Consider the following 21514-nt stretch of genomic DNA (forward strand, 5'->3'; position numbering starts at 1 on the left):
AAAGGAGCGCCGAGCCTCCCAGCCCTGTGACTGCGTCCGAGATCCGGTAGATTCACGCAGACGATCTTGAGAGGTCTTCCACCGGAGCCCCGTCAATGCCTTAGTCCTCGAAGTCGCTGTCGGTGAACGCCGGATAGAGCAGGCTGTCGCGGCTCGGGTTGTAGCGCGCGCCATCGCGTGCGCCATTCCCTAGCGACTGGCGCTCCCAGCCTTGTGCGACAAGGTGGTCGATCAAACCAGGCGTCAGATCTTCCGCGCCGTCCTGCCCGAAGATCGTGTTTGCCCTCTTGTCAAACGACTGCGCCTTGTCGATGGCTTGGCGCAACTCGTGAATCGGGTAGCCGAGGATGGCGCGCGTTCCGATCAATGGATGTTCGGTATCTACCAGGAATGCGTCGCCGTCGAGCGCAAAGCGCCCCTCCCATTCGATCTCGATATTCCTTCCGGCGTCCTTGATGTTGCGTGGCAACACCTCGCCGTGCCAGATCAGGCAGATTGCTAGCTCCTCGTCGACATCCAGCATCCATGCGTCGCCCTGGCTCGTGAACAGCACGAGCGGCACCATCATCGTTTCCGGGCCGGTGATGACGATCCTTGTTTCGCCCGCCTGGGCGGAACTGACGATGAGGTCCAGCTCAGCGTTGAGTTTGCCGAAGCCCGCCCGGTCCTCGAATTCTTTGAGGCAGAGCGTGACGTGGTGCCAATGGTCGTACCCTGCATTGCGCGCGACACGGTTCAGCAGGTCGGCGTGTTTTCCGCCGCCTTTGCGTTGGAGCTTCTTGGCTTGCTTCTTGAGGTCGTCAACCTTCGCGGCGGACGTGGGGATGTAGCGCATGACAGATTCCTTGTCTGTGATGCGAATCGACGGTGCCCACTGCCGGGATTCGCCACAGGTTGGGAATCGGCCATAATTAGTTTCTTCGTCATCCCGTGAGGGTCTGCAATTGTGGACAGCAGGCGATGACGGATCGCCTGCGTGCATTCTACAGTACCCGGGTTCTGTCGGGAATCCACTCTTCGTTTCGCCAGGTGCCGCGCCGAGTCTCCTGGCTCATTGCGCGGAGTTCGGCCAAACGGAAACTGCAACATCTCTGAGGATCGGCCGAGCGGCTGATGTCGTAGATTGTGCGTCCTCACCAAGTCAGGCCGATCAGCCGCCAGGGGTCGGGGACAGCCAATTAGGTCGATCCGAGTCGTCGGTCACCGGCCAGCTCCGTCACTAATCGGCCGGTCATCAGCAAGCCTCGCGGAGAATCGCACTGCATCCAAGCGAATCAACGGCCGTCCGGTTTCTGATGGGCGGGTCCGACGCAGAAATCCATGTAAAAAGGAGGGCAGGTAGACTGTCAACTCCCGGCTCGGCGAACATCTAACATAGTCCCCCCCCAAATTGAGGGAATCCCTGAGTATCCAAACCGCCTACAGTAGGCTGATCGTTACGATTTCCTACCAACATGCTCATCGCACTCATTGCCGCAATTGGATCGGCAAGCGTAGCGGCCGATACGCTCGTCGATGGACCTGCCATGCACTATCAGCAGCCTGCCTTACTCCGTCCAACTTTTGCGGATACCGGCGATTTGATTCACTCCACGAAAGCCAATATCGATGATGATCAAACCGGGAGACCTGGAGTTAGATCGAAAGACTTTACAGACACAGTGAATGGAATTGACCGTGATGAGGATGGCGTTCGCGATGACATTCAACAGTACATCATCGCAAACTACACGAACAGCCGAGAGGCCAAAGGACTGTTGCAACATGCCCGCGCAGCCCAACGCTACTATTTGAACTCACCTGACATCGCGGAGGTCCAGCTCAACTGGACCAACTTCGATCGATCCGCCCAATGCCTGCGCGATCTCTTTGGACCGGGCCACTGGACGAGGCATGCCCAAGAGATACGCGTCCAGATGTTGAATACCGCGCTGCGTGTTAAGACATACATTGCAATGAGCAAGATCGCTGCCGGACACATCTATCCAATTGATTTTTCTCCGGGCGCATGTGAGTAGCAAAATCAGCGCACGCTGTCTCGTTTCGACAATGAAAGATCAACTTCTCCGAGCTCGCGGGTTCGGAAAACGCGAAAAACCGCCCAGGGTCCGGTGACAGTTGCCTGACTCAGTACGGGCCGGCAGTGATCGGCCAGAACCGGTCATCGCGTCACCCATGGTGCGCTTTCATTTCAGCGAGGTTGAAGCCACGCTGCTTCAGTAAAGCTTCACAACGTCAATTCGCACTAGCCCGGTGCTGATGTCAGTTGTGGTAGTAGTCGTAAGCTCCTTACACCCAACTGTGAGATGGATGTACCGGCTTCCGTACCAAAAAGCCACTCCGTATGGGCCACATACTCAGAGGCTGCTTCAATCCAGTGCGCCAGCCCATACCTTCGGCAACTGTCCACGCCAAGGGTAGGCCGCTTCCAGTTGCCCGGCCAGACGAAACAGCAAATCTTCACGTCCGAAGCCGGCCATGAAGTGCGAACCGATCGGCAGGCCGGCTTGCGGATCGATCGACAGCGGCACGGACATGGCTGGCGTGCCGGAGACATTCGACAATGCTGTGAACGGCGACTGGCTGAACACGTGGGCAATCCAGCCGAGTCCATCGACCGATGTCTCCACACGGTTGTATTCGCCGATACGCGGCGGGAGTGCTGGCAACGTTGGCGTCAGGAGCAGATCGTATCCGGCAAAGAAACGGCCGAGCGCGCGTGTGACGGTGTTGCGCACCTGTAGCGCAGATAACAACTCGACCGCACCGAGCTCGCGGCCATACCGATAGACGGCAAGCGTCGCGGGTTCGAGATACTCCACATCGGCAGCACGGCCGGTGGTCGCCACAATTGCATCTACGCGCATCGCGGCGTTGGCCGCCCAGATGCGCGCATTGCATAGTACGAAGGCGTCCCAGCTTGCACCGAGATTTGGTGCCGCCTCGTCTACGTGATGCCCGAGCGCCAACAGCCGCTTTGCCACATCGTCGAGCGCGTCAGCCACCGCCGGGGCCGTGCAAGTGTCATTGAATGGATGCGGCATGTAGGCGATCTTCAGCGTGTGCGGTGCGTGCCGAGTCTCCGCCAGATAGCTGGCGCGGGGCGGTGCGATTTCGTACGGCTCGCCGATGGCACCACCATTGACGGCATCGAGCAAGGCAGCGCTATCGCGCACCGACCGGCTGATGGCAAAATGCGTGCCCAGGCCATTCCATACCTCGTCTACAAACGGGGCGTTGGACACGCGGCCACGGCTCGGCTTCAGACCGAACAGCCCCGTGCATGACGCCGGCACGCGGATTGAACCACCTCCGTCCGTGGCATGGGCGATCGGCACGATGCCCGCCGCCACGGCCGCCGCCGCCCCGCCGCTCGACCCACCCGCGCCATGCTCGAGGTGCCACGGATTGCGCGTGGGGCCATGCATGCGGGACTCCGTTGTGGTGCTAACCGCAAACTCCGGAGTGGTCGTGCGGCCGAGCGTGACCAGCCCAGCCTCGCGAAAGCGCGTCATCAAGAACGAGTCCTCACTGGCCGTGGACCCCGTCGCGAGACGGCTACACATCTCGGTCTTGCGTCCGCGCATGGCAATGCCAAGATCCTTGAGCAGGAAAGGCACACCAGCGAGCGGACGTTGTGCGACATGCGCGGCGCGCGCCGTGTCCGCTGCCAGCGCCTGGGCAATGGCTTCGTCGGGCCAGTCCTCGAGCACGGCATTGATGCGCGGATTGACGGCATCGATCGCGGCCAACGCGGCTTGCGCGACTTCGACGGCGGTCACTTCGCCGGCTGCAATCAGGGCATGCAGGCCCATGCCATCCAAAACGGTATATTCGGCGAGCTTCATAAGACGCGATCTATTTGGCCGCCCCGGTGCCCGCAGCCTGCGCTGGGCCGTGGCGCGGGGGCATTGGCGCGCCAGATTGCAGACGGATCAGCAGGAAGATGACGCCGCACAAGAGCAATGCCGCCGCCATCAGCATGAAGCCCGGATAGATGCTGCCGGTAGCAGTCTTCGACCAGCCGATGATGCTGGGGCCAAAGAAGCCGCCCGACAGGCCAATGGTATTGATTAGAGCGATAGCGCCGGCACGTGCATCACCTTTGATGTATTCGGCGGGCACGGCCCAAAACACGATGTTGGCCATCCACATCATGCCGGTGGCTATCGTGATGCTCACGAGCATCGGCACCAGATGGCCATCGGACAGATACCAGCCGACGAAACCCAGAAAGCCGATGAAAGCAGGCACCGCGATATGGTAGCGACGCTCACGGCGGCGGTCGGAACTGCGACCACCGAAGTAGATAGCGAGTGCGGCGGCGACCGACGGAATGGCCGCGTACCACCCGAGCATTTGCGTGCTGGTGACGCCGGCCGATTTGATGATAGTTGGCAACCAGAAGCTCAGTGCGTAGGCCGGCGCGATGATGCATAGGTACGCCACGGCCAGGATATAGACCTTGGGGTCGCGCAGGACCGTGAAAAACGATTCGTGCCGCGCGTCGCCGATGCCCGCGGTTTCCGCAGCCAGCAATCGCTTTTCGGCGTCGCTGAGCCATGCCGCGCGAGCGGGGCCGTCATCGAGCGCGAAAAAGACCACAATGCCAAGAAGCACGGTGGGCACGCCTTCGATCAGGAACATCCATTGCCACCCTGCGAGATGGCCGGTGCCGGAGAAGACCGTCATGATCCATGTGGACAGCGGCGCGCCGATGATACCGCTGACGGGACCGGCGAGCCAGACAAGCGAGATGGCACCGGCGATACGCGTGGGACCGTACCAGCGCGACAAATAAAACAGCACGCCCGGCGCGAAGCCCGCCTCGAATGCACCCAGCAGAAAGCGCAACGCATAGAAGGCCGGCACGCTATTGACGAACAGCATGCACATCGATGTGATGCCCCACAGCACCATGATGCGGCTGAAGGTCAGGCGCGCGCCGACCTTCGGCAGCAGCAGGTTGCTCGGCAGCTCGAATAACACGTATCCCACGAAAAAAATGCCGGCCCCCACACCGTATGCGGCATCGGAGAAGCCAAGATCGCTCTGCATCTGCAGCTTGGCGAAGCCCACGTTGACGCGGTCCAGATACGCGAACATGAAGCCGACGAAAAGCAGCGGCAACAGGCGCAGATTGACCTTGCGATACAGGGAGGCGATCGCAGTACCCCTTTCCGACATCTGTTCTCTCCGAGACACGACACTCTCCTTTGATGTCCTTAGCTGCTGTGGCGATGTTCTGCGACGTGATGAGACGTTGTGCGTCGCTATTCGAATGTTTTTTTGGTCGCCTGCTACGCAGACATGATGGCCAGCATGGCGTCACACAATACTTGCGCGCCTGCCGCGACATCGACGGGCCGTGCGCTCTCGGCCTCGTTGTGGCTGATGCCCTTCTCGCACGGCACAAAGACCATGCCGGTAGGCACATGTTGCGCGGTGTATTTGGCGTCATGGGTCGCTCCGGAGACGATGTCGCGGAACTTCATGCCGCGCGCATTCGCGGCATCGCGCACCGCCCCGACCACGCGCGCGTCAAACGACACCGGTGTCGAGCGCAGCAGTACCTTTGCTGAAATCGGGCAGCCTTCAATCTCGCCCTGGCAAAGTTGGAGAATCTTGTCGCCGGCACCGAGCAAATGCGCCGCATCGGGATGACGCAGGTCGATGTTGAACGTGACCTTGCCTGGCACGGTGTTGGGCGAGCCCGGATAGACCTCGAACCTGCCAACGGTGAAGCGCAGCACGTCCAGCGGATCGACGATTGCCGCGCGGATGCGTGCAATCAGCGCGGTGGCTGCGACCAGTGCATCCTTGCGATGCCGTAACGGCGTGGTGCCCGCATGCGCCTCCGCGCCGATCAGTTGGATCTCGTATGCGTGCAAGCCCTGAATACCGGTCACGATGCCCACATCGCAAGTCTCGTTCTCGAGCACCGGCCCTTGTTCGATATGGGCTTCGATGTAGGCGTGCGCGTCAATGCCGAGTTCGCGCTGACCCAGCGGAGGCAGCGCCACGATCTGGGCCTGCAATGCACTGGCGACGTCGGCCCCCTTGACGTCCCGAATCGCCAGCGCTTCCGCCAGGGGCAGCGCGCCAGCCGCGACTGCCGAGCCCATCGTGGGTGGCGGGAAGCGCGAGCCCTCCTCGTTCATCCACACCACGAGTTCCATCGGCCGTTCGGTCGTCACGCCGTAATCGTCGAGGGTTTCAAAAACCTCGAGCCCTGCCAACACGCCATAAACCCCATCGAACTTGCCGCCGGTGGGTTGCGAATCCAGATGCGAGCCGGTCATCACCGGGCTCAGGGCCGGGTTACGGCCCGCGCGACGGATGAACAGATTGCCAATCGGATCGATCGAGGCCTGATAGCCACGCGCGGTGGCCCACTCGAGCAACAGCATCCTGCCGCGCGTGTCTTCGTTGGTCAGGGCCTGACGGTTGACGCCGCCCTTGGCCGTTGCGCCGATCTCCGCCATCGCGCAGAGGCGCTCCCACAGGCGCTGGCCGCTGATGCGGGCGTCGACGGGAGCAAGATCGGAGGATTGGTTCGGTGCGTTCATCTTGGCTGTACCGGTGGTTGCAAGGCGAGCCAGTGTGACAAGTTGATTCCTCATAGTCAAGTTACTTGACTAAAAAGAATCAAACTGTCTTTAATCGTTCATTTTGTGCTTTATGGTTATCTTTTTAGGCGAGGCGCATGATTGGCGCTATACTCCGCGTTTTGGCTAGGCGGACCACAATCGCTGCGCAATTCATGGAAGAAGCCGGACAAAATCGCGAAATCATCATTGGCGGCCGGCTCAAGCACGCGAGGCTGAACCGCAGGCTGAGCCTGCGCCAGTTGGCCGAGAAAGTCGGCTGTACCGAGAGCTTCCTGTCCAAAGTCGAGAACAACAAGGTCAGGCCCTCGCTACCGATGATTCACAAGATTGCCGTGAATCTGGGCATTAGCGTCGCGAGCCTGTTCTCCGAGGAACCTGACTCCGCTGGTGCCGTGACCGTGATGACCGCGGGCAAGCGGCAGATCCTACGGACCGAGCACAGCCGTGCCGGCAGCGGCGTCGCGCTGGAGACGCTGGTACCGAATCATCTGTGCACGCTGCTGGAAGCGAATATCCACCACATTCCGGTAGGCACGTCATCGCAGGGCTTTCTCGAACATCAGGGCGAGGAGATGGGCTACGTGCTGGAAGGCGAGCTCGAGTTGAACGTCGACGGCCAATTGACCATCGTGAAGGCCGGCGACTCGTTCTTCTTCCTCTCTCATCTGGCGCACGGCTACAAAAACATTGGCACCGTGGAAGCCCGCGTGCTGTGGGTCAATACACCGCAGAGCTTTTAGCGTTCGCCCGCACTACAGGAGAGACGGAGCATGAAATAGACGCTCATGCTCGCTCTCCGGAATACATTGCATGCTTTTTCCGTCCAGCCTAGTCCGCTATCTTTCTCGCGCGCGGAAGCGTGTGCCTGGAGGCGACGTTGGCTGCCTCTCCAGGCGCGGCGACTAGCCACCGGACGCTGGCCCTAGCGGAGTGTTCGCCTCTGCGATCGGGCGAGTATGCGAGCCACACTGCAGTGGTGGCGCGACATCAGTCAATGTCCGGTCGTCACGCAATGTCCACAGCCGTGTCTCGACCGACATCAAGGTTTACTTCTGTGACCCACAGAATCCCTGGCAACGCGGCTCCAACGAGAACACCAATGGCCTCCTGAGGCAGTACCTTCCCAAAGGAATTGATCTCTCTGTCTATTCACAGGCAAAGCTCAATGGCATAGCACGCCGCCTCAACGAACGTCCGCGTTAAAACACTAAACTTTGATACACCCGCTGAACGATTCCATCAAACCGTTGCATCGACCCGTTGAATCCACAGTCGTTTTGCGACGGTCGCGACGGGCAACGCCGACGCCCGAGTTTCCGGGCCAGGATCTGGGGGTGGTCCGCTCGCCCTCAAAGGCGGTGCTGCGGAGTCAATCGGCGTGCGCCCCACCCTGCCCATAGACTTGGCCGCGGCCGACCAGCACACCGCCCCACAGAGCCTTCACAGCGAGCCTCAACCCCGCACAAACCGCACGACCGTGCCGACATCTGAATTTAACGCGCGCCCCGACATTTGAGATCGCCCTAGACAAGCGATTGTCAGGGCCAAGTTAGGATGTCCGCTTTGGGGGTGTAGATGTTTTCTTGGATAGTTTTAGGTTGCGATGCCAAGATGGCGTCGGTATTCGACCGGGCTCATAGCACGCAGCGACAACTTGATGCGCCGCTCGTTGTACCGCTGGGTGTAAGCATCCAGCTCGAGCATGAATCCTTCTACCGTGGTACCGGCCCAGTTGCGACAGTAGTACCTCATTCTTCAGGCGGCCAAAGAAGCTTTCGCAGGCAGCGTTGTCGGGTGTGCAGCCTTTCCGTGACCTAGAACGGACAAGACCCGCCGTCTCCATACGTTGTAGCCATCCCGGCTAACGATAGTGCGAACCCCTATCACTGTGTACTACGGGACTGTCGCCACCGGTGAGCGCGGTGATGGCACCATCGAGCATGCTATTGACGCAGTTGTGCGTCGGGCCTCGTGCCGATAGACCAGCTCACGACCTTGCCGTCAAAGCAGTCGATCATGGCGATAGAAGGCATGCGCCGGGAACTCGCGCACGATCACACGACTTCGTAGTTCAGATGGAAATGCGCGAGGATGGCTTGCACCCACTGCGGCGGGTTATTGCTGAATCTATAGATGACTTGCTTGCCAGACTGCGCGTAATCCGAGGCCTGCGATCTGAACTGCTCCTTGACCAGTTGTGGCGGGTTGTAGCTGGTTTGCATTGCCTTGGTTTCTACGTAGATATTTCCGTTGAGTTCAATATCAGCCCGACGATTGCTGCCACTGACGCCCTGATAAGGCATTTCCACGCCAACGATCCCGGGGCCGTTCGGGTTTCCGTGCTCGCTCGCGATTTCTCCCATCTGGAACTTATACCCCTGCAGAAATTGCCACGAGTCCGGCCTTCCATATCGAACGTCTGACACGTCCTGCTCGAAGCGGTCCATGCCTGGAATGTCACCATAGTCTTCTTGTGTCACCTCAGAATGGAACAATATTTCCGATTTCATCAACGATTGATCGACCATCTCCTGATAGCCGGTATGCGCCAAGACCGTATTTGCCGTCTGCTGTAGTCCATTACTGATGAGCCAACCACCGAGGTCGGTCGGATTGACGTTGTCACTCATCGTTTGGTTGAAACGCTGCCTGACCACACCGCCGATCGAAGCATTCGCCCAACCTAGTGCAGCATCCTTCTGTGCCCAGTTGAGTTGCATTCCCTGGTGCGTAAAATAGCCTTGAATCACACCGGGCCCGAGTGACTGCAGGCGCTGGCGCTGCGCGACCATGCGGGGGCTGTCGGCGATCCATGCCGTGGGGCCGGTCGAGTGCTCTTTCGGAGCGCCACCTGCTTGCGTGTTCGACGCAGGAGCATGCTGCGCCAGAGTTCGCGACTTGTATGTCTTCATGATCCCTCGCGTCGCATTTCCAGATAAAAGCCCTTCTGGGCTACCGCCTCGAAGCCGAGCCGCCGATACCACGTGAGCGCCCTGTTGCTCGCTTCGACATGCAACCCCACGCCTTTCCCGCTTGCCTTCCCCGCCGCGATGACCGCACGCATCAGCGCCGTGCCGACCCCTCCCTCGCGCGCGGCAGGCAGCAGGCTGATGTCGACCACGTGCAATCGATCCGCCAGCGTTTGCACATAGAGGCGTCCGATCGGTTCGCCGTCGCGGCGCACCATCAGGAACACGGCATCGGGATACGCTAGGTACGCGTGCTGCTGCGCGGCGAACTGTGATTGCAGGAAGATCGACTGCTGCGCGTCGTCCCATCCCGTCATGCGCATCTCCGCCTCGCGCGTTGAGGCGTACAGCCGCGCGAGGAACGGGCGATCAGCATCGCTGATCGCCCGCAGCGTGATGCCCGGCATCGTGACAGGTAAAACGAGAGATGACGCGGGCGCAGTCACGATAATCGTACCCATTAGCTCCGGGGCGGGAAGTTACCCGTTAGCGCGATGCAAAAGCGCAATGCGAGGTTCGGCTGCCGATTTTCGTGCGACTGCGTGCCACCGGTCGGCGCGATCATCTGCGGCGACAGCGTCGTCATCACCGGGGCTGGCGATGACGCCGTGGGCAGGTACGCCTGGTTGTTGCGCACCTGAAAGCGCGCCGGCAAACGCCCAGCAGGTTCCGGCGTGGAAGGTCGAACGTTATCCGTGTTGGCTGCGTGCGTGTGCACCGGAATCTCGTTGGCCAGCAGCGTCACAGTATCGGCACCGCGCGGGGCATTGAGCTCGTTAGCGACCGGCCCGGAGACCGCGCAGCCGCGCAGGTCCGGCAGCGCGAAGGTCGTGCGGCCGTCACCACCATACGTCGTCCCCAGCAGCGAGAACAGCACCGTGTTCTGCGCGATCGGCATCAATTGCCCATTGCATTCGGCCCAGCCCGCAGGCGGATACGTGCAGGAGAAGATGCGGATTTCCCCATAGTATTGATCGGACATGTCTGTGTCTCCAGCAGGTCAGCTTTGCGAGGGGAAGATCCCGACCGTAGCGATGATGTAGTTCAGCGACACGGTAGGCATTCGATTTTCATGAGGCAGCGATCCGCCCGCCCTGCCGATCGTCACCGGCGCCAGCGCGCCGATGCTCGCCTCCACGGGCTGGCCGTTGTCATAGAACGGAGCCGCCGATGGCGTGGTGGCGAGCATCTGTCCCGCCGCCGGCGTCGGCGACGCGGCAGTCTGCGTAGTCGCGTAGAGCGCGTGGGAGTGCACCGGCAATTGCTGCGGGGTGATTGTGACCGTATCGGTCCCGATCGGCTGCCCCATGATGCGATTGGTCAGCACGGGATTCTGGCCCTGCCCCTGCCCGATCGGCAGCCTGCCGCGCAGGTCCGGCAGCTTGAACGTGGTGATGCCATCGCCGCCATACGTCGTGCCGACTAGCATGAAAAGGGCTTCGTTCTGCGCAATGCTCATGACGCTGCCGTCACAGAGCGCCCAGCCCATGGGCGCGTAGTTGGCGGCGAACAAGCGCAGTTCACCCAGGAATGGTTCTGCCATGTCGTGCTCCTTAGCCGCGCGAGGGATAGATGCCGTTGAGGGCGATGATGTAATTCATCACCAGCGACGACTGCATGTTTTCGTGAGGTTGGCTACCGCCACTCTTCCCGCATGCTTGCTCGTGCAGCGCGAAGATGGTGTTGGCCGCCGTGTTCGCGTACAGCGGCTGGCCGGGGCTCGCACTGCCCGGGTTTGCGGCGTCATAGACGGTGCTCGCCGCCAGCAGCATGTTCTGGTCGGCACCGGCACTCTGCGTCGTAGCTGGGGTGGTCGAAACATTGAACGTATGCGTATGCGCGGGCATCTGCTCCACGGTCAGAGTGACGGACTCAACGCCGCCTTTCGAGCCCTGCACGTACGTTTGGCTGTAATGCACCGGTGTGCGGCCGCGCAGGTCCGGCAGCGCGAACGTCGTACGCCCGTCGCCGCCGTACTGCACGCCCAGCAGTGCGAACAGCGCCTGATTCTGGCTGATGGCTAGTATCGCCCCATTGCAAAACGCCCACCCTCTTGGTGGAAACGGGAAAGAGCAGAGCCTGATTTCCCCCAGGTATGGATCCACAGTCAACCTCCTTTGCTTGTTTCCGACAAAAAGCGCGTCCGCACCGACGGTTCGCGCGTCAACAGATTTTTTTATGATGCACATGAGTTGTATGCCGTTTTTGGCATTTACGGCAAATAGACTGTCGGCTAAACCCCACGGTTTGCATTCCTTTGCCATGCTTTGGTGGGGTAATACCGCGATCGGGCGTGCCTGTGCAGCGTTTTTCGTCTATGTTTGCGACTTGTATGCGGACACAAACAATGCCGCCGCTGCCGCCGAGCAGACGTTTTCAAAAAAATCAGATATGTAATTTTTTTAAATCTGCCCACGAGCAGATTGTCGGGAGAATCGGGTTGGTCACGTCAGTCGCATACGCGAACCGGACGCATAACGTCCGTCGCTTGATGATGGACGCGCTGTGGACGCGCGCAGGGTTCTGGTTCCAGCAGCGCATCGCGCTCGGCATGCTTGCAGTCGTGCTCGCGCTGTTCGCACCGCAAGCCTTCGCCAAGCCATGTACAGTCAATGTCAGCGCACAGGCGTCTCCCACCAAAACGATCTACGAATTCAATTCGTCCGATAACTCCACCTGCGACAACGGGCTCGGGTACGGCAACTACTGGGGGATCGCGGATAGCTCGGCGGGCTTTGCGAACGATGGCGGCGAAGACACCTTCGTCTCTACCGTGCAGGGTGGCCGCCTGTACATCTTCAGTGGCCTGATTCCGGGCAGTTCCAACCCAGGCATCTTGCAGTCAGGCTTCATCTACTACCCGCCTGCCGGCTTCACCGGCACCGATAGCGGCACGTTCTACACGCAAAATACCGCAGGCGGACCGTGGATCCCGAATGGCACCGTCAATTTCCTCGTGCCCGCTGGCGCGAACCAGCCCACGGTGACTGGCGTCTCGCCCAACAACGGCACCACCGGCGGCGGCACGCCGATCACCATCACCGGCACCAACTTCACCGGTGCCAGTGCCGTGACGGTTGGCGGCAACAACGCGAGCGCGGTCACGATTGTCAGCGGCACTACCATTACGGCGTTGACCCCGTCCGGAGTGGCCGGGAGTCAAGACGTGCGCGTCACGACATCGAACGGCACGAGCCCTGTCAACGCGGCCGCCAAGTTCACCTACATCGCGCCAAGTCCACCGATCGCAGCGCCGTCGAACGCCAACATTGCCTATGGCAGCGGCGCCACCGCTATTCCACTCGCGCTTTCCGGTGGCACGGCCACCCAAATCAATCTGATCAGTGCGGCGAGCCATGGAACGGTCATCGTCTCGGGCACGAGTGTCACGTATCAACCAAACACCGGCTACGCCGGCCCTGATTCATTCATCTACAGCGCGCAGAACAGTTCCGGCACGTCCAGCCCTGCCTCCGTGACGATCGATGTTGCCGCGCCGACTGTCGTGTATGTGCCAGGAAATCCGAGCATGGCCACGGCTGGCGTTGCGTACAGCGCCAGCGTCGCCAGCGCAACTGGCGGCACCGGGCCCTATACCTATACCGTTGCTTCGGGTGCAATGCCGCTGGGGCTGACGTTGAGCACCAACGGCACGATCTCCGGTACGCCGCGCGCGGTTGGCAGTTTCACGTTTTCGGTGCGCGTTGCAGATGCAAGCACCGGTTCCGGTCCGTTCTCGGCGATCAGCAGCCAGCTGACGCTCAACGTCGCCGCGCCGACGTTGTCGATGTCGCCAGCCCCCGGGCCACTTTCCGGGTCAGTCAGCGTCGCGTTCAGCCAGTCGTTCACGGCATCTGGGGGCACCTCGCCCTACGCGTACGGATTGAACGTAACCGGTGGCGCGCTGCCATCCGGCCTGACGTTCAATGCCGGGACTGGTGTGCTGTCCGGCACGCCCACATCGGCTGGCACAGTAGCCTTCAATGTATCGGCCACCGACAGCACGAACGGGGGCACTTTCTCGATTACCAACAGCTATTCGCTCACCGTCAGCGCACCGACGGTCACCCTCAATCCCGCGTCGCTGCCGAATCCGACCGCTGGCGCGCTCTACAGCCAGAGCGTCACCGCCAGCGGCGCCACGATGCCTTACACATATGCAGTGGTTGCCGGCTCGTTGCCGGCGGGCCTGTCGCTCAATCCCACGACCGGCCTCGTGTCGGGCACGCCAACCGCGGCTGGCGTCTTCAATCTGACCATCCAGGCGACGGACAACAATGGGTTTAGCGGATCGCGGCCCTACGCGCTGACCGTCGGTGCGCCGACGCTGACGCTGTCGCCAACGACGCTCGGCAACGCTGTAGCAGGCACCGCCTTCAACCAGACCTTCACCACGTCAGGCGGCACCGCGCCTTACACGTACGCGATTACCGGATCGCTGCCAACCGGCTTGACGATGAGCACCGCTGGCGTCTTGTCCGGCACGCCGACCGCTACCGGCTCGTTCCCGATCTCGATCATCTCGACCGATTCCACGAGCGGTATCGGCCCGTTCCAGACCACGCGCAACTACACGCTGATCGCCGTGGCCGGCGGCGTGGTCGTCGCCCCCGGCTCGCTGCCAGCGCCCGTACTGGGCACGGCGTACAGTCAGGCGGTGACGGCATCGGGAGGCATCTCGCCCTACACGTACTCGGTCTCGACGGGTAGCCTGCCCGCCGGCCTCGTGCTTGGCCCTACCGGTGTACTCTCCGGCACGCCGACCGTGGCAGGCACGTTCAACTTTACGGTCCGCGCGGCGGATAGCACGACGGGCAGCGGTCCGGCCATAGGCACGCAGGTCTATACCTTCACCATCGCAGCACCGGCGATCACGCTGACTCCAGCCACGCTGCCCGTGCCGACAATCGGTGCGCCTTACACCCAGTCGGTCTCGGCCAGCGGCGGTGTCGGGCCGTACACGTACTCGGTGTCGGCTGGCAACCTACCGATCGGGCTGGTGCTCAGCCCAGCAGGGATTCTGTCCGGGACCACCACGGCGGCCGGCACGTTCAACTTCACAGTGCGAGCGACAGACAGCAGCGGTGGACCGTACAGCGGCACGCAGGCCTATACCTTCACGATCGGCGCGCCGACGATCACGCTGAATCCGGCCAACCTGCCCGATCCGGCGGTGGGCATCGCCTATAGCCAGACAATGATCGCCACCGGCGGCATCGCACCCTACACGTACTCGATCTCGGCGGGCACGCTACCCGCTGGCCTGGCGCTCAATGCGACCAACGGCGTGCTCAGCGGCACGCCCACCGCCATGGGTGCGAGCAGCTTCACGATTGCCGCGACCGACAGCAGCACCGGCACGGGTGCGCCCTTCCGGGCAACGCGCACGTTCAACGTGAACACGACGCAGACCGTGCCGACTGCACCGCCGGTATCGGCTACGACAGGCTCCAACGCGCCCGTCACAATCAACGCGGCCGCCAATGCGACCAATGGTCCGTTCACGGGCCTGTCGGTCGTGACCCCACCCGCTTCGGGCACGGCGCGCGTCGAAGGCCTGAACATTATCTATACGCCCGCCGCGACGAGCGCGGGCGTGGTGACGTTCGCGTACGCACTGCAGAACTCGGCCGGCGCATCGGCCCCGGTGCAGGTGAGCATCACGGTCACGCCCGTACCAATTCCAGTTGCACAGAAGCAGGCCGTCACGGCCGCGGGCAAAGAAGTGGTAATCGACATCACCGACGGCGCTACCGGCGGCCCGTTTACGGGCGCGGCGATCATTTCGGTGTCGCCGTCCAACGCGGGTTCGGCCGTACTGGCGGCCGCCGCACCGAAACAGACTGCCTCTGCGCAGGGCTCGGCGAAGCAGTCAGCGGCTGGCCAGACCTACACCGTGACCTTTGCTCCCGCCGCGGCATTCGCGGGCACGGCCGTCATCACTTATACGATCAGCAATGCCTTGGCGACTTCCGCGCCGGCCGCGCTGCAGATCTCGGTCACTCCACGCCGCGATCCCTCGACCGATCCGGATGTATCGGGCCTGATCAACGCGCAGATCCAGGCGGCACGCCGTTTTGCCACCGCGCAGATCTCGAACTACAACCAGCGACTGGAGCGGCTACATGCGAACGGCCGAGCGGCTTTCTCGAACAACCTGACGGTAGTGATGCCTTCGGCCGCAGGAAGTCCGCAGCAATGCCAGGACATGCAGAGCCTGTCCGCGCGCGACATGTGCCAGCGCGGCGTGGCGACGCAGACCAGCCGCAACAGCCCGCGCGGCGGTGGCGGCTTCGGCGCCAACGGACCGGTCGCAAGTAACATGGGTAGCGCGACGGCGACCGGTGTCGGCAACGCGCAAGGCAACAATGCTTCCGGCAGCAATGCCGCGCCCGGAGGCGTGCTTGGCGAGCTGGCCGCCGGCACGCTGCTGGCCGCACTGCCCGGGTCGTCCGATGGGTTCGGTACCGGCATACCGGGGGCTCCGGACCTGCCCGGCGCTGATGCGGCAGGCGCCGATACCAGCGATTCGCGCCTCGCGTTCTGGACTGCAGGCAGTGTGGACTTCGGCTTTGCCAATGTCGGCACGCAACGCTCGGGCTTCAGATTCACCACCGGGGGCGTAACGGTGGGCGCTGATTACCGCGTGTCCGACCACTTAACGGTCGGGGCAGGCTTCGGTTACGGGCGCGATGGCACCGATATCGGTTCGTCGGGCACGCATAGCAGCGCCGATGCGTACAGCATCGCGCTGTACGGCAGCTACCGCCCAACCCCGTCATACTTCATCGATGGCGTGGCGGGCGCGGGCCTGCTGCGCTTCGACTCACGCCGCTGGGTGACCGACGAAGCCGCGTTTGCCAACGGCCAACGCGACGGACATCAATTGTTCGCCTCGCTGTCGGCGGGCTACGAGCATCGCAGCGACCGGTGGCTGTTTTCGCCGTACGCGCGCATGCTGGTCGCGGAAAGTAAGCTCAACCCGTTCTCGGAGTCCAGCACGGGCCTCGGCGCGCTAACCTACTTCGGCCAGACGGTGACCACGGTGTCCGGTGCGCTCGGGATGCGGACGGAGTTTGCCAAGGAGACTCGTTACGGCATGTTCATGCCGTTCGCGCGCGTCGAGTACCAGCACGACTTCGAAGGCCAGAGCGCCGCCAATCTCGCCTATGCAGACTTGGCGAGCGCCGGTCCTGCGTACACGGTATATGGCACGCCGTTCGGGCGCGACCGTATCCAAGTGGGTCTGGGCGCGAAGCTGCGCACCAAAACGCTGACCTTCGGCCTCGACTACAACGTGCTGTTCGGTATGAGTGGCCTGCAGCAAGGCGTGCGGCTAACATTCACCGCACCGTTCTGACTGACATCTTGCTGCATCTGCGGACTACTCGCCCCTAGCCGTGCGCGATAAACTGGCGCAGGGCATTGAACAGGTGCGAGTAGTCCGCAGCGGCGCCCTGCAGCGAGTCCAGATAGAAGATGCGGATCGCTCCAGTATGGTCGCGCTCGAGGCGCACCGTGATCCAGTGGTAGCCGTGCGCCAATAGTTGATGCGCGTCGGTGTTGACAATCATGTTTAGCGTCTGTCGCGTGCCGCTCAGGAATGCACTCATCGCAGCGATTTCCTGAAGCTGGGCGCCCTGCACGCCAAACGCCTGCATCACCTGCGCGGTGATCGGAACGCTGAAGAATTGCTGGAGGTGGTTTGCAGCGTTGTAGCGCTGCACGAATCCCCGGAGCTGGTTGATGTAGCTGATCACAGGGATGCCCTGCCGGCCGGCCGCCACGACCATCTCACGAATGCGGTCCTCGTCGATGTTCTGTTCGAAGTCACCATGCGCGCGTAGCGCGGCCTCATCGCCGATATGCTGGTTCAGGTTCTGGAATGGAGTGGCCTCCGCCTCGGAAATCTCGAGCGCGATGGCGTTATGCACAGCCATCTGCCCGCACTCCGACAAGTACTGCTCCAGCGCCGCGAGCCGCTGGCCGGTTGCGGCCATGACATTTCCACCTACGCCGGTCAGATTGCGACGCAGCGAAGGTTCGAGGTAATGGAACCAGTCGCCCAGCAGATCGTAGAGACGACCGATCTCGCCGCCAGTATGGACATTGGTGAGATCCAGCGACAGAGCGTAGGCGCGAAAGTTCTGGAGTGTGACGTGGTCCGCGGCGGTCGGGCCAGCGTGTGGCAAGGTGACAATCAGTTGATCCAGGTGGCGCACGAGTCCATCGACAGATATCTTAAGCTTCGGAATAGGGTGTTTGGGCGGCGGAACGCCGTGCACCGGCGTGGTCGTGATGGTTGATGAGACTTGCGTGCTCGGCGTGCTCGGCATGCCTGTAATGCTCGCCTGCAATGCGCGCAACGTCTGCTCATCTGCGCGCGATTCCCGCGTGCGAAACAGCGAATAGGTATCGCCCTTCGCGGCATCCTTGGCGGTCCGCTCCGAAACGGTCCACTCCGACCCCTTGTGCGGGACATTCGATCCATAGGCGGTGTCCACCGCGGTCTGCATCTCGTCCTCTTCCAGATATTGCGGGAAGTAGGCCGGTGTCTGCGGCACCTCCTCCGTCGCGGGAATATCGTCCTCATCGTCAGATGCATAGAACGTAGGTTCCGCATACGGCGCGGTGGTCTCCGCGCGCATGTACTCGCCGTAACTTACCTTCGGCTTACCGACTTTTGCCGCGTACGCTTCGCGCGCCTTGCGGTAGTCCACCTGGCCGTCGTTCCGCAACCGAACATTCACGTCCAGCGAATTGTCAGGCTTAAATAGCGTGGCCTCGGTAAAGGTCGGGATCGGATTACCCGAATACGTGGTATCCGGTGTCGCGTCGTAGAAGTTGTTCCAGACGTACGGCGTGGTTTCCGGCTCCAGCGCGGGGTTTTTCATCTGCTCCCCGACCGTACGGTTCTCGGGCACCATGATGCGCGGCTGCTGGTCCGAATTGAAGCCATGCTTATCCTTTGCCGTGCTCATGTTCTTCACGGCCTGGCTGTGGCCGATCGTGAAGGTCACCCCGGTACGGCTGTTCTTAAACGGATTGACAGACCCGACGCCAGCGTAGGTGCGCCTGCTGCGAAAGCCGCCGCGCGCATCGTCATATAAGGTCTTGCCGGCCGCACCGCTGCGGCTATATCCCGCACTCGATCTCGGATCCGTGCGCGTGGTGATGACGCGGCTGCCCTGCAGGTAGCCATAGTTCATCCGGTCCTTGTCCTTGGGATCGAGATACTCGAGCAGTTCTTCGTTGGGAATCGCCGGCTGCGTCTTGATGCGGAAGCGCTCGTAGCGATCCAAGCGTTCGTTGCGCCGCCAATAGTGACCCGGGTCCAGGCGATATAGCTGCTCCCTGGGAATCTTGTCGAACGCGTCGTGCGTAGCCAGCGTATCCTCGCGCACGGTCTTCCGATGGAACCGCAGCCGATTTCGCCAGCGCCGGGCATCCTCGAGCTGGGTTTGGGGGATAGCCGTCTGCACCGGCGCGTTGTTGGGGAAGCCGTGCAGGTGGCCGAGCAACTGTGCATCGGAGACAAAGGCGTAGGTGTTCTGGCGATCGTCGGCCATCACGCGCAATGCCTGCTGGCGCGCGGCATCGTTTAGCACCACGAGCCATACGTCCAGATTGGCGCCGATCAGTACCTGGTTGTTGATCGACACGACGCGTTGCGCGACTGAGGTGCCGATCGGTATGTCCGCAGGTTTGCGCTGCACTGTGCCGCCCGCGTCTGGCACATACCCCAACGCGCGCGAGCCCATGACGTCGGCCTCGTGTTCCAGCGCATGATCGATATTGACGGGGACGCCATTGACCTCGGTGTCGGGCCGCACGCGCCCGCGCGCCTGCTGGACGACGTGCCACGCCTCATGCGGCAAATGCCGCTCCTGCCCCGGCGCGAGGTGGATGTCGTGACCTTGCGTATAGGCGTGTGCCTGCAGTTGTGCCGGCCTTGGCGAACTTCGATGCACACGTACATGATCGAGCGACATACCGGAGAGCGACTCGATACCGGCTTTCAGCGCGTCCGGCAAGCCGGTTAGATTTGGGGCAGCGCGCCCCTCATCTTCATCGCCCCCACCACCGCGCAAGGCTTGCAGCCGTTGTCGCTGCGCCACCATGCGCGGGCTGTTCGCGAGCCGCGCTTGCGCGTCGTCGCCGGCGCGCGCAACGTCTCGGCGCCGAGCGTCGCTGTCGGTAGCGGCATCGCGTGATGTATCCGGACGTCTGGACCGTGGCGCTTTCATCGCACCTCTCCAAAACAGTGGCAATTTAGGATTTCTTAATTCTCGATTGAATAAAAAGAAACGCAAAACCCTAAATCACTAAATCATTAGAAATCACGAGAATGAAATCGGCATGTATAGTGGTGCGCGGCGGCAGATCACATGCGGAAAGCGTCGACCACAGACGCACCGGGCTTGCCACATAAGATTGCGGTTGTCCACGCCAGAGGCCATCAGGCGGCGTCGGGGTCGGCCGGTGCAGTGTTTTCTCGGGGCTATCAGATCATGAACGGGACCAGTTATGCGATGCCATCGCCGTCGGTGTGCGCTCGCGCATCCAGTGGCGTGCCACGCTGTCGCGCGCGCGACATGCAGGCGGTACAGGATGAATGCGCGGTGCTCGCGCAGGCGCTCCATGACGACCTCGCGCAATTGCTGTCGTTCGCGCTGATTCAGCTCGACATCGCGCAAGCCGCGTCGACAGAGCCTGGTGACTATCGAGACGCCGCGCTTCGCCATGGCCGCGATTTGATCAAGGACGCATTGCGCACCACCCGCGATGTCATCGGCAGCTTGCTCGATGCGGCGCAGCCCACCGCACCGACCTTCGACGCGCAGTGCTTGCTGCTGGCCGGCGAGATCGGCCGCATCACGCGGCAGACCATCGACGTCGATTGCGCCCCTATCACCGCCGCGCCGCCGCCGGCGGTCGCCACGGTCCTGCTGCGGGCGATCCGCGAACTGCTGGCCAACGCGGGCAAGCACGCGCCGGGCGCGCGCGTGCGGCTCTCGCTGCGGCAGGACACGCAGCACGCGGGCGGGATTGTGCTCGCCGTCAGCGACAATGGGCCGGGCTTCGATCCGCAATGCGCGCGGCCGACCGCGCGCGGCCACTGCGGGCTGCATCGCCTGCCGGCCGCGCTGCGCAAGGTCGGGGCTCAATTCACGCTCCATGCCAGGCCGGGACTCGGCGTGCGCGCGCATATCCGATGGTCGCCCCGTCTGGGTACGGCGTCCATCATGGCGTCCATGCCGGCGGTGATCAAGGCCACGTCATCATGACGATTCGCGTGGTAGTGGCCGACGATCACGCGATGATTCGCGAAGGCCTGATCTCTCTGCTCCAGCGCGAAGCCGACATCGAGGTCCTGGCGCAGGCCCGCGATGGCATTGAGCTCTACAACGTTGTGCATACGGTGCGGCCGGACATCGCTATTCTCGACATCGGCATGCCGACGCTCAACGGCATCGAGGTGATTCGACGTCTGCGCGCCGACGAAATACCCTGCAAGCTGCTGTGCCTGTCTGTGAACAACCAGCGAGAGGATGTGATTGCCGCGCTCGACGCTGGCGCATCGGGATACGTGCTCAAGGAGAACTCCTATGAGGAGCTCTCGCGCGCGATCCGGCGCGTGATGGTCGATCAGATTTACCTGAGCGGAGAACTGCTCGGCGGCGTGCTCGATGCGCGGCGCAAGGTGACACGCGCCGACGATGCTGCGCGGCTGCCGGTGCTGACGCAGCGCGAACGGCAGATTGCGCAACTGTTTGCCGAAGGGCATAGCACCAAGACCATCGCCCGCATGCTGTTCCTCAGCGACAAGACCATTGCCAGCCATCGCGAGAATACCTTCCGCAAGCTGGGCCTGCGCAATATTGCCGAACTGACGCGCTACGCGATTCGCGAAGGGCTTACGCCATAGCATAT

At 62.0% G+C, this 21514-nt stretch carries 15 protein-coding genes and 2 pseudogenes; 6 read left to right on the plus strand and 11 right to left on the minus strand.

From position 1 onward, the window contains the following. Positions 1-100: 100 nt before the first annotated feature. Positions 101-835, minus strand: a complete 735-nt coding sequence (locus tag LDO41_RS32315; protein ID WP_223995615.1) for a hypothetical protein — start codon at positions 833-835, stop codon at positions 101-103. A 619-nt stretch (positions 836-1454) separates the two neighbouring features. Here LDO41_RS32315 and LDO41_RS32320 point away from each other — a divergent pair. Further along, the gene (locus tag LDO41_RS32320; RefSeq protein ID WP_223995616.1) at positions 1455-2018 is read left to right on the plus strand and encodes a hypothetical protein; all 564 of its coding nucleotides are present in this window, start codon (positions 1455-1457) and stop codon (positions 2016-2018) included. Positions 2019-2369: 351 nt separating this feature from the next. On the opposite strand, the gene LDO41_RS32325 is transcribed toward LDO41_RS32320, so the two are convergent. From LDO41_RS32325 to LDO41_RS32335, 3 genes are all read right to left on the minus strand, one after another. After that, positions 2370-3848 (minus strand): amidase, encoded by a 1479-nt coding sequence (locus LDO41_RS32325; RefSeq protein WP_223995617.1) that lies wholly within the window; start codon positions 3846-3848, stop codon positions 2370-2372. Between the two features lie 10 nt (positions 3849-3858). Then, on the minus strand, positions 3859-5187 hold the full coding sequence (locus LDO41_RS32330) for an MFS transporter (RefSeq protein ID WP_223995618.1): 1329 nt from the start codon (positions 5185-5187) through the stop codon (positions 3859-3861). A gap of 113 nt (positions 5188-5300) precedes the next feature. After that, a complete protein-coding gene (locus LDO41_RS32335) occupies positions 5301-6569 on the minus strand; it encodes a M20 family metallo-hydrolase (RefSeq protein ID WP_223995619.1) in 1269 nt (422 codons plus the stop codon). Between the two features lie 194 nt (positions 6570-6763). Between LDO41_RS32335 and LDO41_RS32340 the strand changes: the two genes are divergently transcribed. Both LDO41_RS32340 and LDO41_RS32345 read left to right on the plus strand, forming a co-directional pair. After that, complete coding sequence (locus LDO41_RS32340) at positions 6764-7351, plus strand: cupin domain-containing protein (protein ID WP_223995620.1); 588 nt, start codon at positions 6764-6766, stop codon at positions 7349-7351. A gap of 286 nt (positions 7352-7637) precedes the next feature. Continuing rightward, positions 7638-7875 (plus strand): annotated as a pseudogene (locus LDO41_RS32345) (IS30 family transposase); the annotation flags it as partial. 329 nt (positions 7876-8204) lie between these two features. Here LDO41_RS32345 and LDO41_RS32350 read toward each other — a convergent pair. From LDO41_RS32350 to LDO41_RS32375, 6 genes and pseudogenes are all read right to left on the minus strand, one after another. Beyond that, positions 8205-8629: pseudogene (locus LDO41_RS32350) on the minus strand (transposase); the annotation flags it as partial. A gap of 36 nt (positions 8630-8665) precedes the next feature. After that, positions 8666-9523 (minus strand): hypothetical protein, encoded by an 858-nt coding sequence (locus LDO41_RS32355; RefSeq protein WP_223995621.1) that lies wholly within the window; start codon positions 9521-9523, stop codon positions 8666-8668. After that, positions 9520-9987, minus strand: coding sequence for a GNAT family N-acetyltransferase (locus LDO41_RS32360; RefSeq protein WP_223995622.1), 468 nt, complete (start codon positions 9985-9987; stop codon positions 9520-9522). Before LDO41_RS32360 ends, LDO41_RS32355 begins: the two co-directional genes overlap by 4 nt. Positions 9988-10040: 53 nt before the next feature. Beyond that, positions 10041-10562, minus strand: a complete 522-nt coding sequence (locus LDO41_RS32365; protein WP_223995623.1) for a phage tail protein — start codon at positions 10560-10562, stop codon at positions 10041-10043. An 18-nt stretch (positions 10563-10580) separates the two neighbouring features. Continuing rightward, entirely contained in the window at positions 10581-11123 is a 543-nt protein-coding gene (locus LDO41_RS32370; RefSeq protein ID WP_223995624.1) for a phage tail protein, read from the minus strand. Between the two features lie 10 nt (positions 11124-11133). Next, positions 11134-11685 (minus strand): phage tail protein, encoded by a 552-nt coding sequence (locus LDO41_RS32375; RefSeq protein WP_223995656.1) that lies wholly within the window; start codon positions 11683-11685, stop codon positions 11134-11136. 386 nt (positions 11686-12071) lie between these two features. On the opposite strand from LDO41_RS32375, the gene LDO41_RS32380 reads away from it, so the two are divergent. Further along, positions 12072-16940, plus strand: coding sequence for a putative Ig domain-containing protein (locus LDO41_RS32380; protein WP_223995625.1), 4869 nt, complete (start codon positions 12072-12074; stop codon positions 16938-16940). 34 nt (positions 16941-16974) lie between these two features. On the opposite strand, the gene LDO41_RS32385 is transcribed toward LDO41_RS32380, so the two are convergent. Further along, positions 16975-19827, minus strand: a complete 2853-nt coding sequence (locus tag LDO41_RS32385) for an eCIS core domain-containing protein (protein ID WP_223995626.1) — start codon at positions 19825-19827, stop codon at positions 16975-16977. A 264-nt stretch (positions 19828-20091) separates the two neighbouring features. Between LDO41_RS32385 and LDO41_RS32390 the strand changes: the two genes are divergently transcribed. Together LDO41_RS32390 and LDO41_RS32395 are read left to right on the plus strand one after the other, a co-directional pair. After that, positions 20092-20868: a sensor histidine kinase gene (locus LDO41_RS32390; RefSeq protein WP_223995627.1), complete on the plus strand. Its 777-nt coding sequence runs from the start codon at positions 20092-20094 to the stop codon at positions 20866-20868. Next, positions 20865-21509, plus strand: a complete 645-nt coding sequence (locus LDO41_RS32395; protein WP_223995628.1) for a response regulator — start codon at positions 20865-20867, stop codon at positions 21507-21509. Before LDO41_RS32390 ends, LDO41_RS32395 begins: the two co-directional genes overlap by 4 nt. Positions 21510-21514 lie beyond the last annotated feature (5 nt).

This window comes from Cupriavidus pampae, assembly GCF_914271485.1.
GTDB classification, from domain to species: Bacteria; Pseudomonadota; Gammaproteobacteria; order Burkholderiales; family Burkholderiaceae; genus Cupriavidus; species Cupriavidus pampae.

Excerpts from the sequence above, each read along its gene's own strand:
- LDO41_RS32315 (WP_223995615.1), bottom strand. The coding sequence starts at position 835 with ATGCGCTACATCCCCACGTCCGCCGCGAAGGTTGACGACCTCAAGAAG.
- LDO41_RS32320 (WP_223995616.1), top strand. The coding sequence starts at position 1,455 with ATGCTCATCGCACTCATTGCCGCAATTGGATCGGCAAGCGTAGCGGCC.
- LDO41_RS32325 (WP_223995617.1), bottom strand. The coding sequence starts at position 3,848 with ATGAAGCTCGCCGAATATACCGTTTTGGATGGCATGGGCCTGCATGCC.
- LDO41_RS32330 (WP_223995618.1), bottom strand. The coding sequence starts at position 5,187 with ATGTCGGAAAGGGGTACTGCGATCGCCTCCCTGTATCGCAAGGTCAAT.
- LDO41_RS32335 (WP_223995619.1), bottom strand. The coding sequence starts at position 6,569 with ATGAACGCACCGAACCAATCCTCCGATCTTGCTCCCGTCGACGCCCGC.
- LDO41_RS32340 (WP_223995620.1), top strand. The coding sequence starts at position 6,764 with ATGGAAGAAGCCGGACAAAATCGCGAAATCATCATTGGCGGCCGGCTC.
- LDO41_RS32355 (WP_223995621.1), bottom strand. The coding sequence starts at position 9,523 with ATGAAGACATACAAGTCGCGAACTCTGGCGCAGCATGCTCCTGCGTCG.
- LDO41_RS32360 (WP_223995622.1), bottom strand. The coding sequence starts at position 9,987 with ATGCCGGGCATCACGCTGCGGGCGATCAGCGATGCTGATCGCCCGTTC.
- LDO41_RS32365 (WP_223995623.1), bottom strand. The coding sequence starts at position 10,562 with ATGTCCGATCAATACTATGGGGAAATCCGCATCTTCTCCTGCACGTAT.
- LDO41_RS32370 (WP_223995624.1), bottom strand. The coding sequence starts at position 11,123 with ATGGCAGAACCATTCCTGGGTGAACTGCGCTTGTTCGCCGCCAACTAC.
- LDO41_RS32380 (WP_223995625.1), top strand. The coding sequence starts at position 12,072 with ATGATGGACGCGCTGTGGACGCGCGCAGGGTTCTGGTTCCAGCAGCGC.
- LDO41_RS32385 (WP_223995626.1), bottom strand. The coding sequence starts at position 19,827 with ATGAAAGCGCCACGGTCCAGACGTCCGGATACATCACGCGATGCCGCT.
- LDO41_RS32390 (WP_223995627.1), top strand. The coding sequence starts at position 20,092 with ATGAACGGGACCAGTTATGCGATGCCATCGCCGTCGGTGTGCGCTCGC.
- LDO41_RS32395 (WP_223995628.1), top strand. The coding sequence starts at position 20,865 with ATGACGATTCGCGTGGTAGTGGCCGACGATCACGCGATGATTCGCGAA.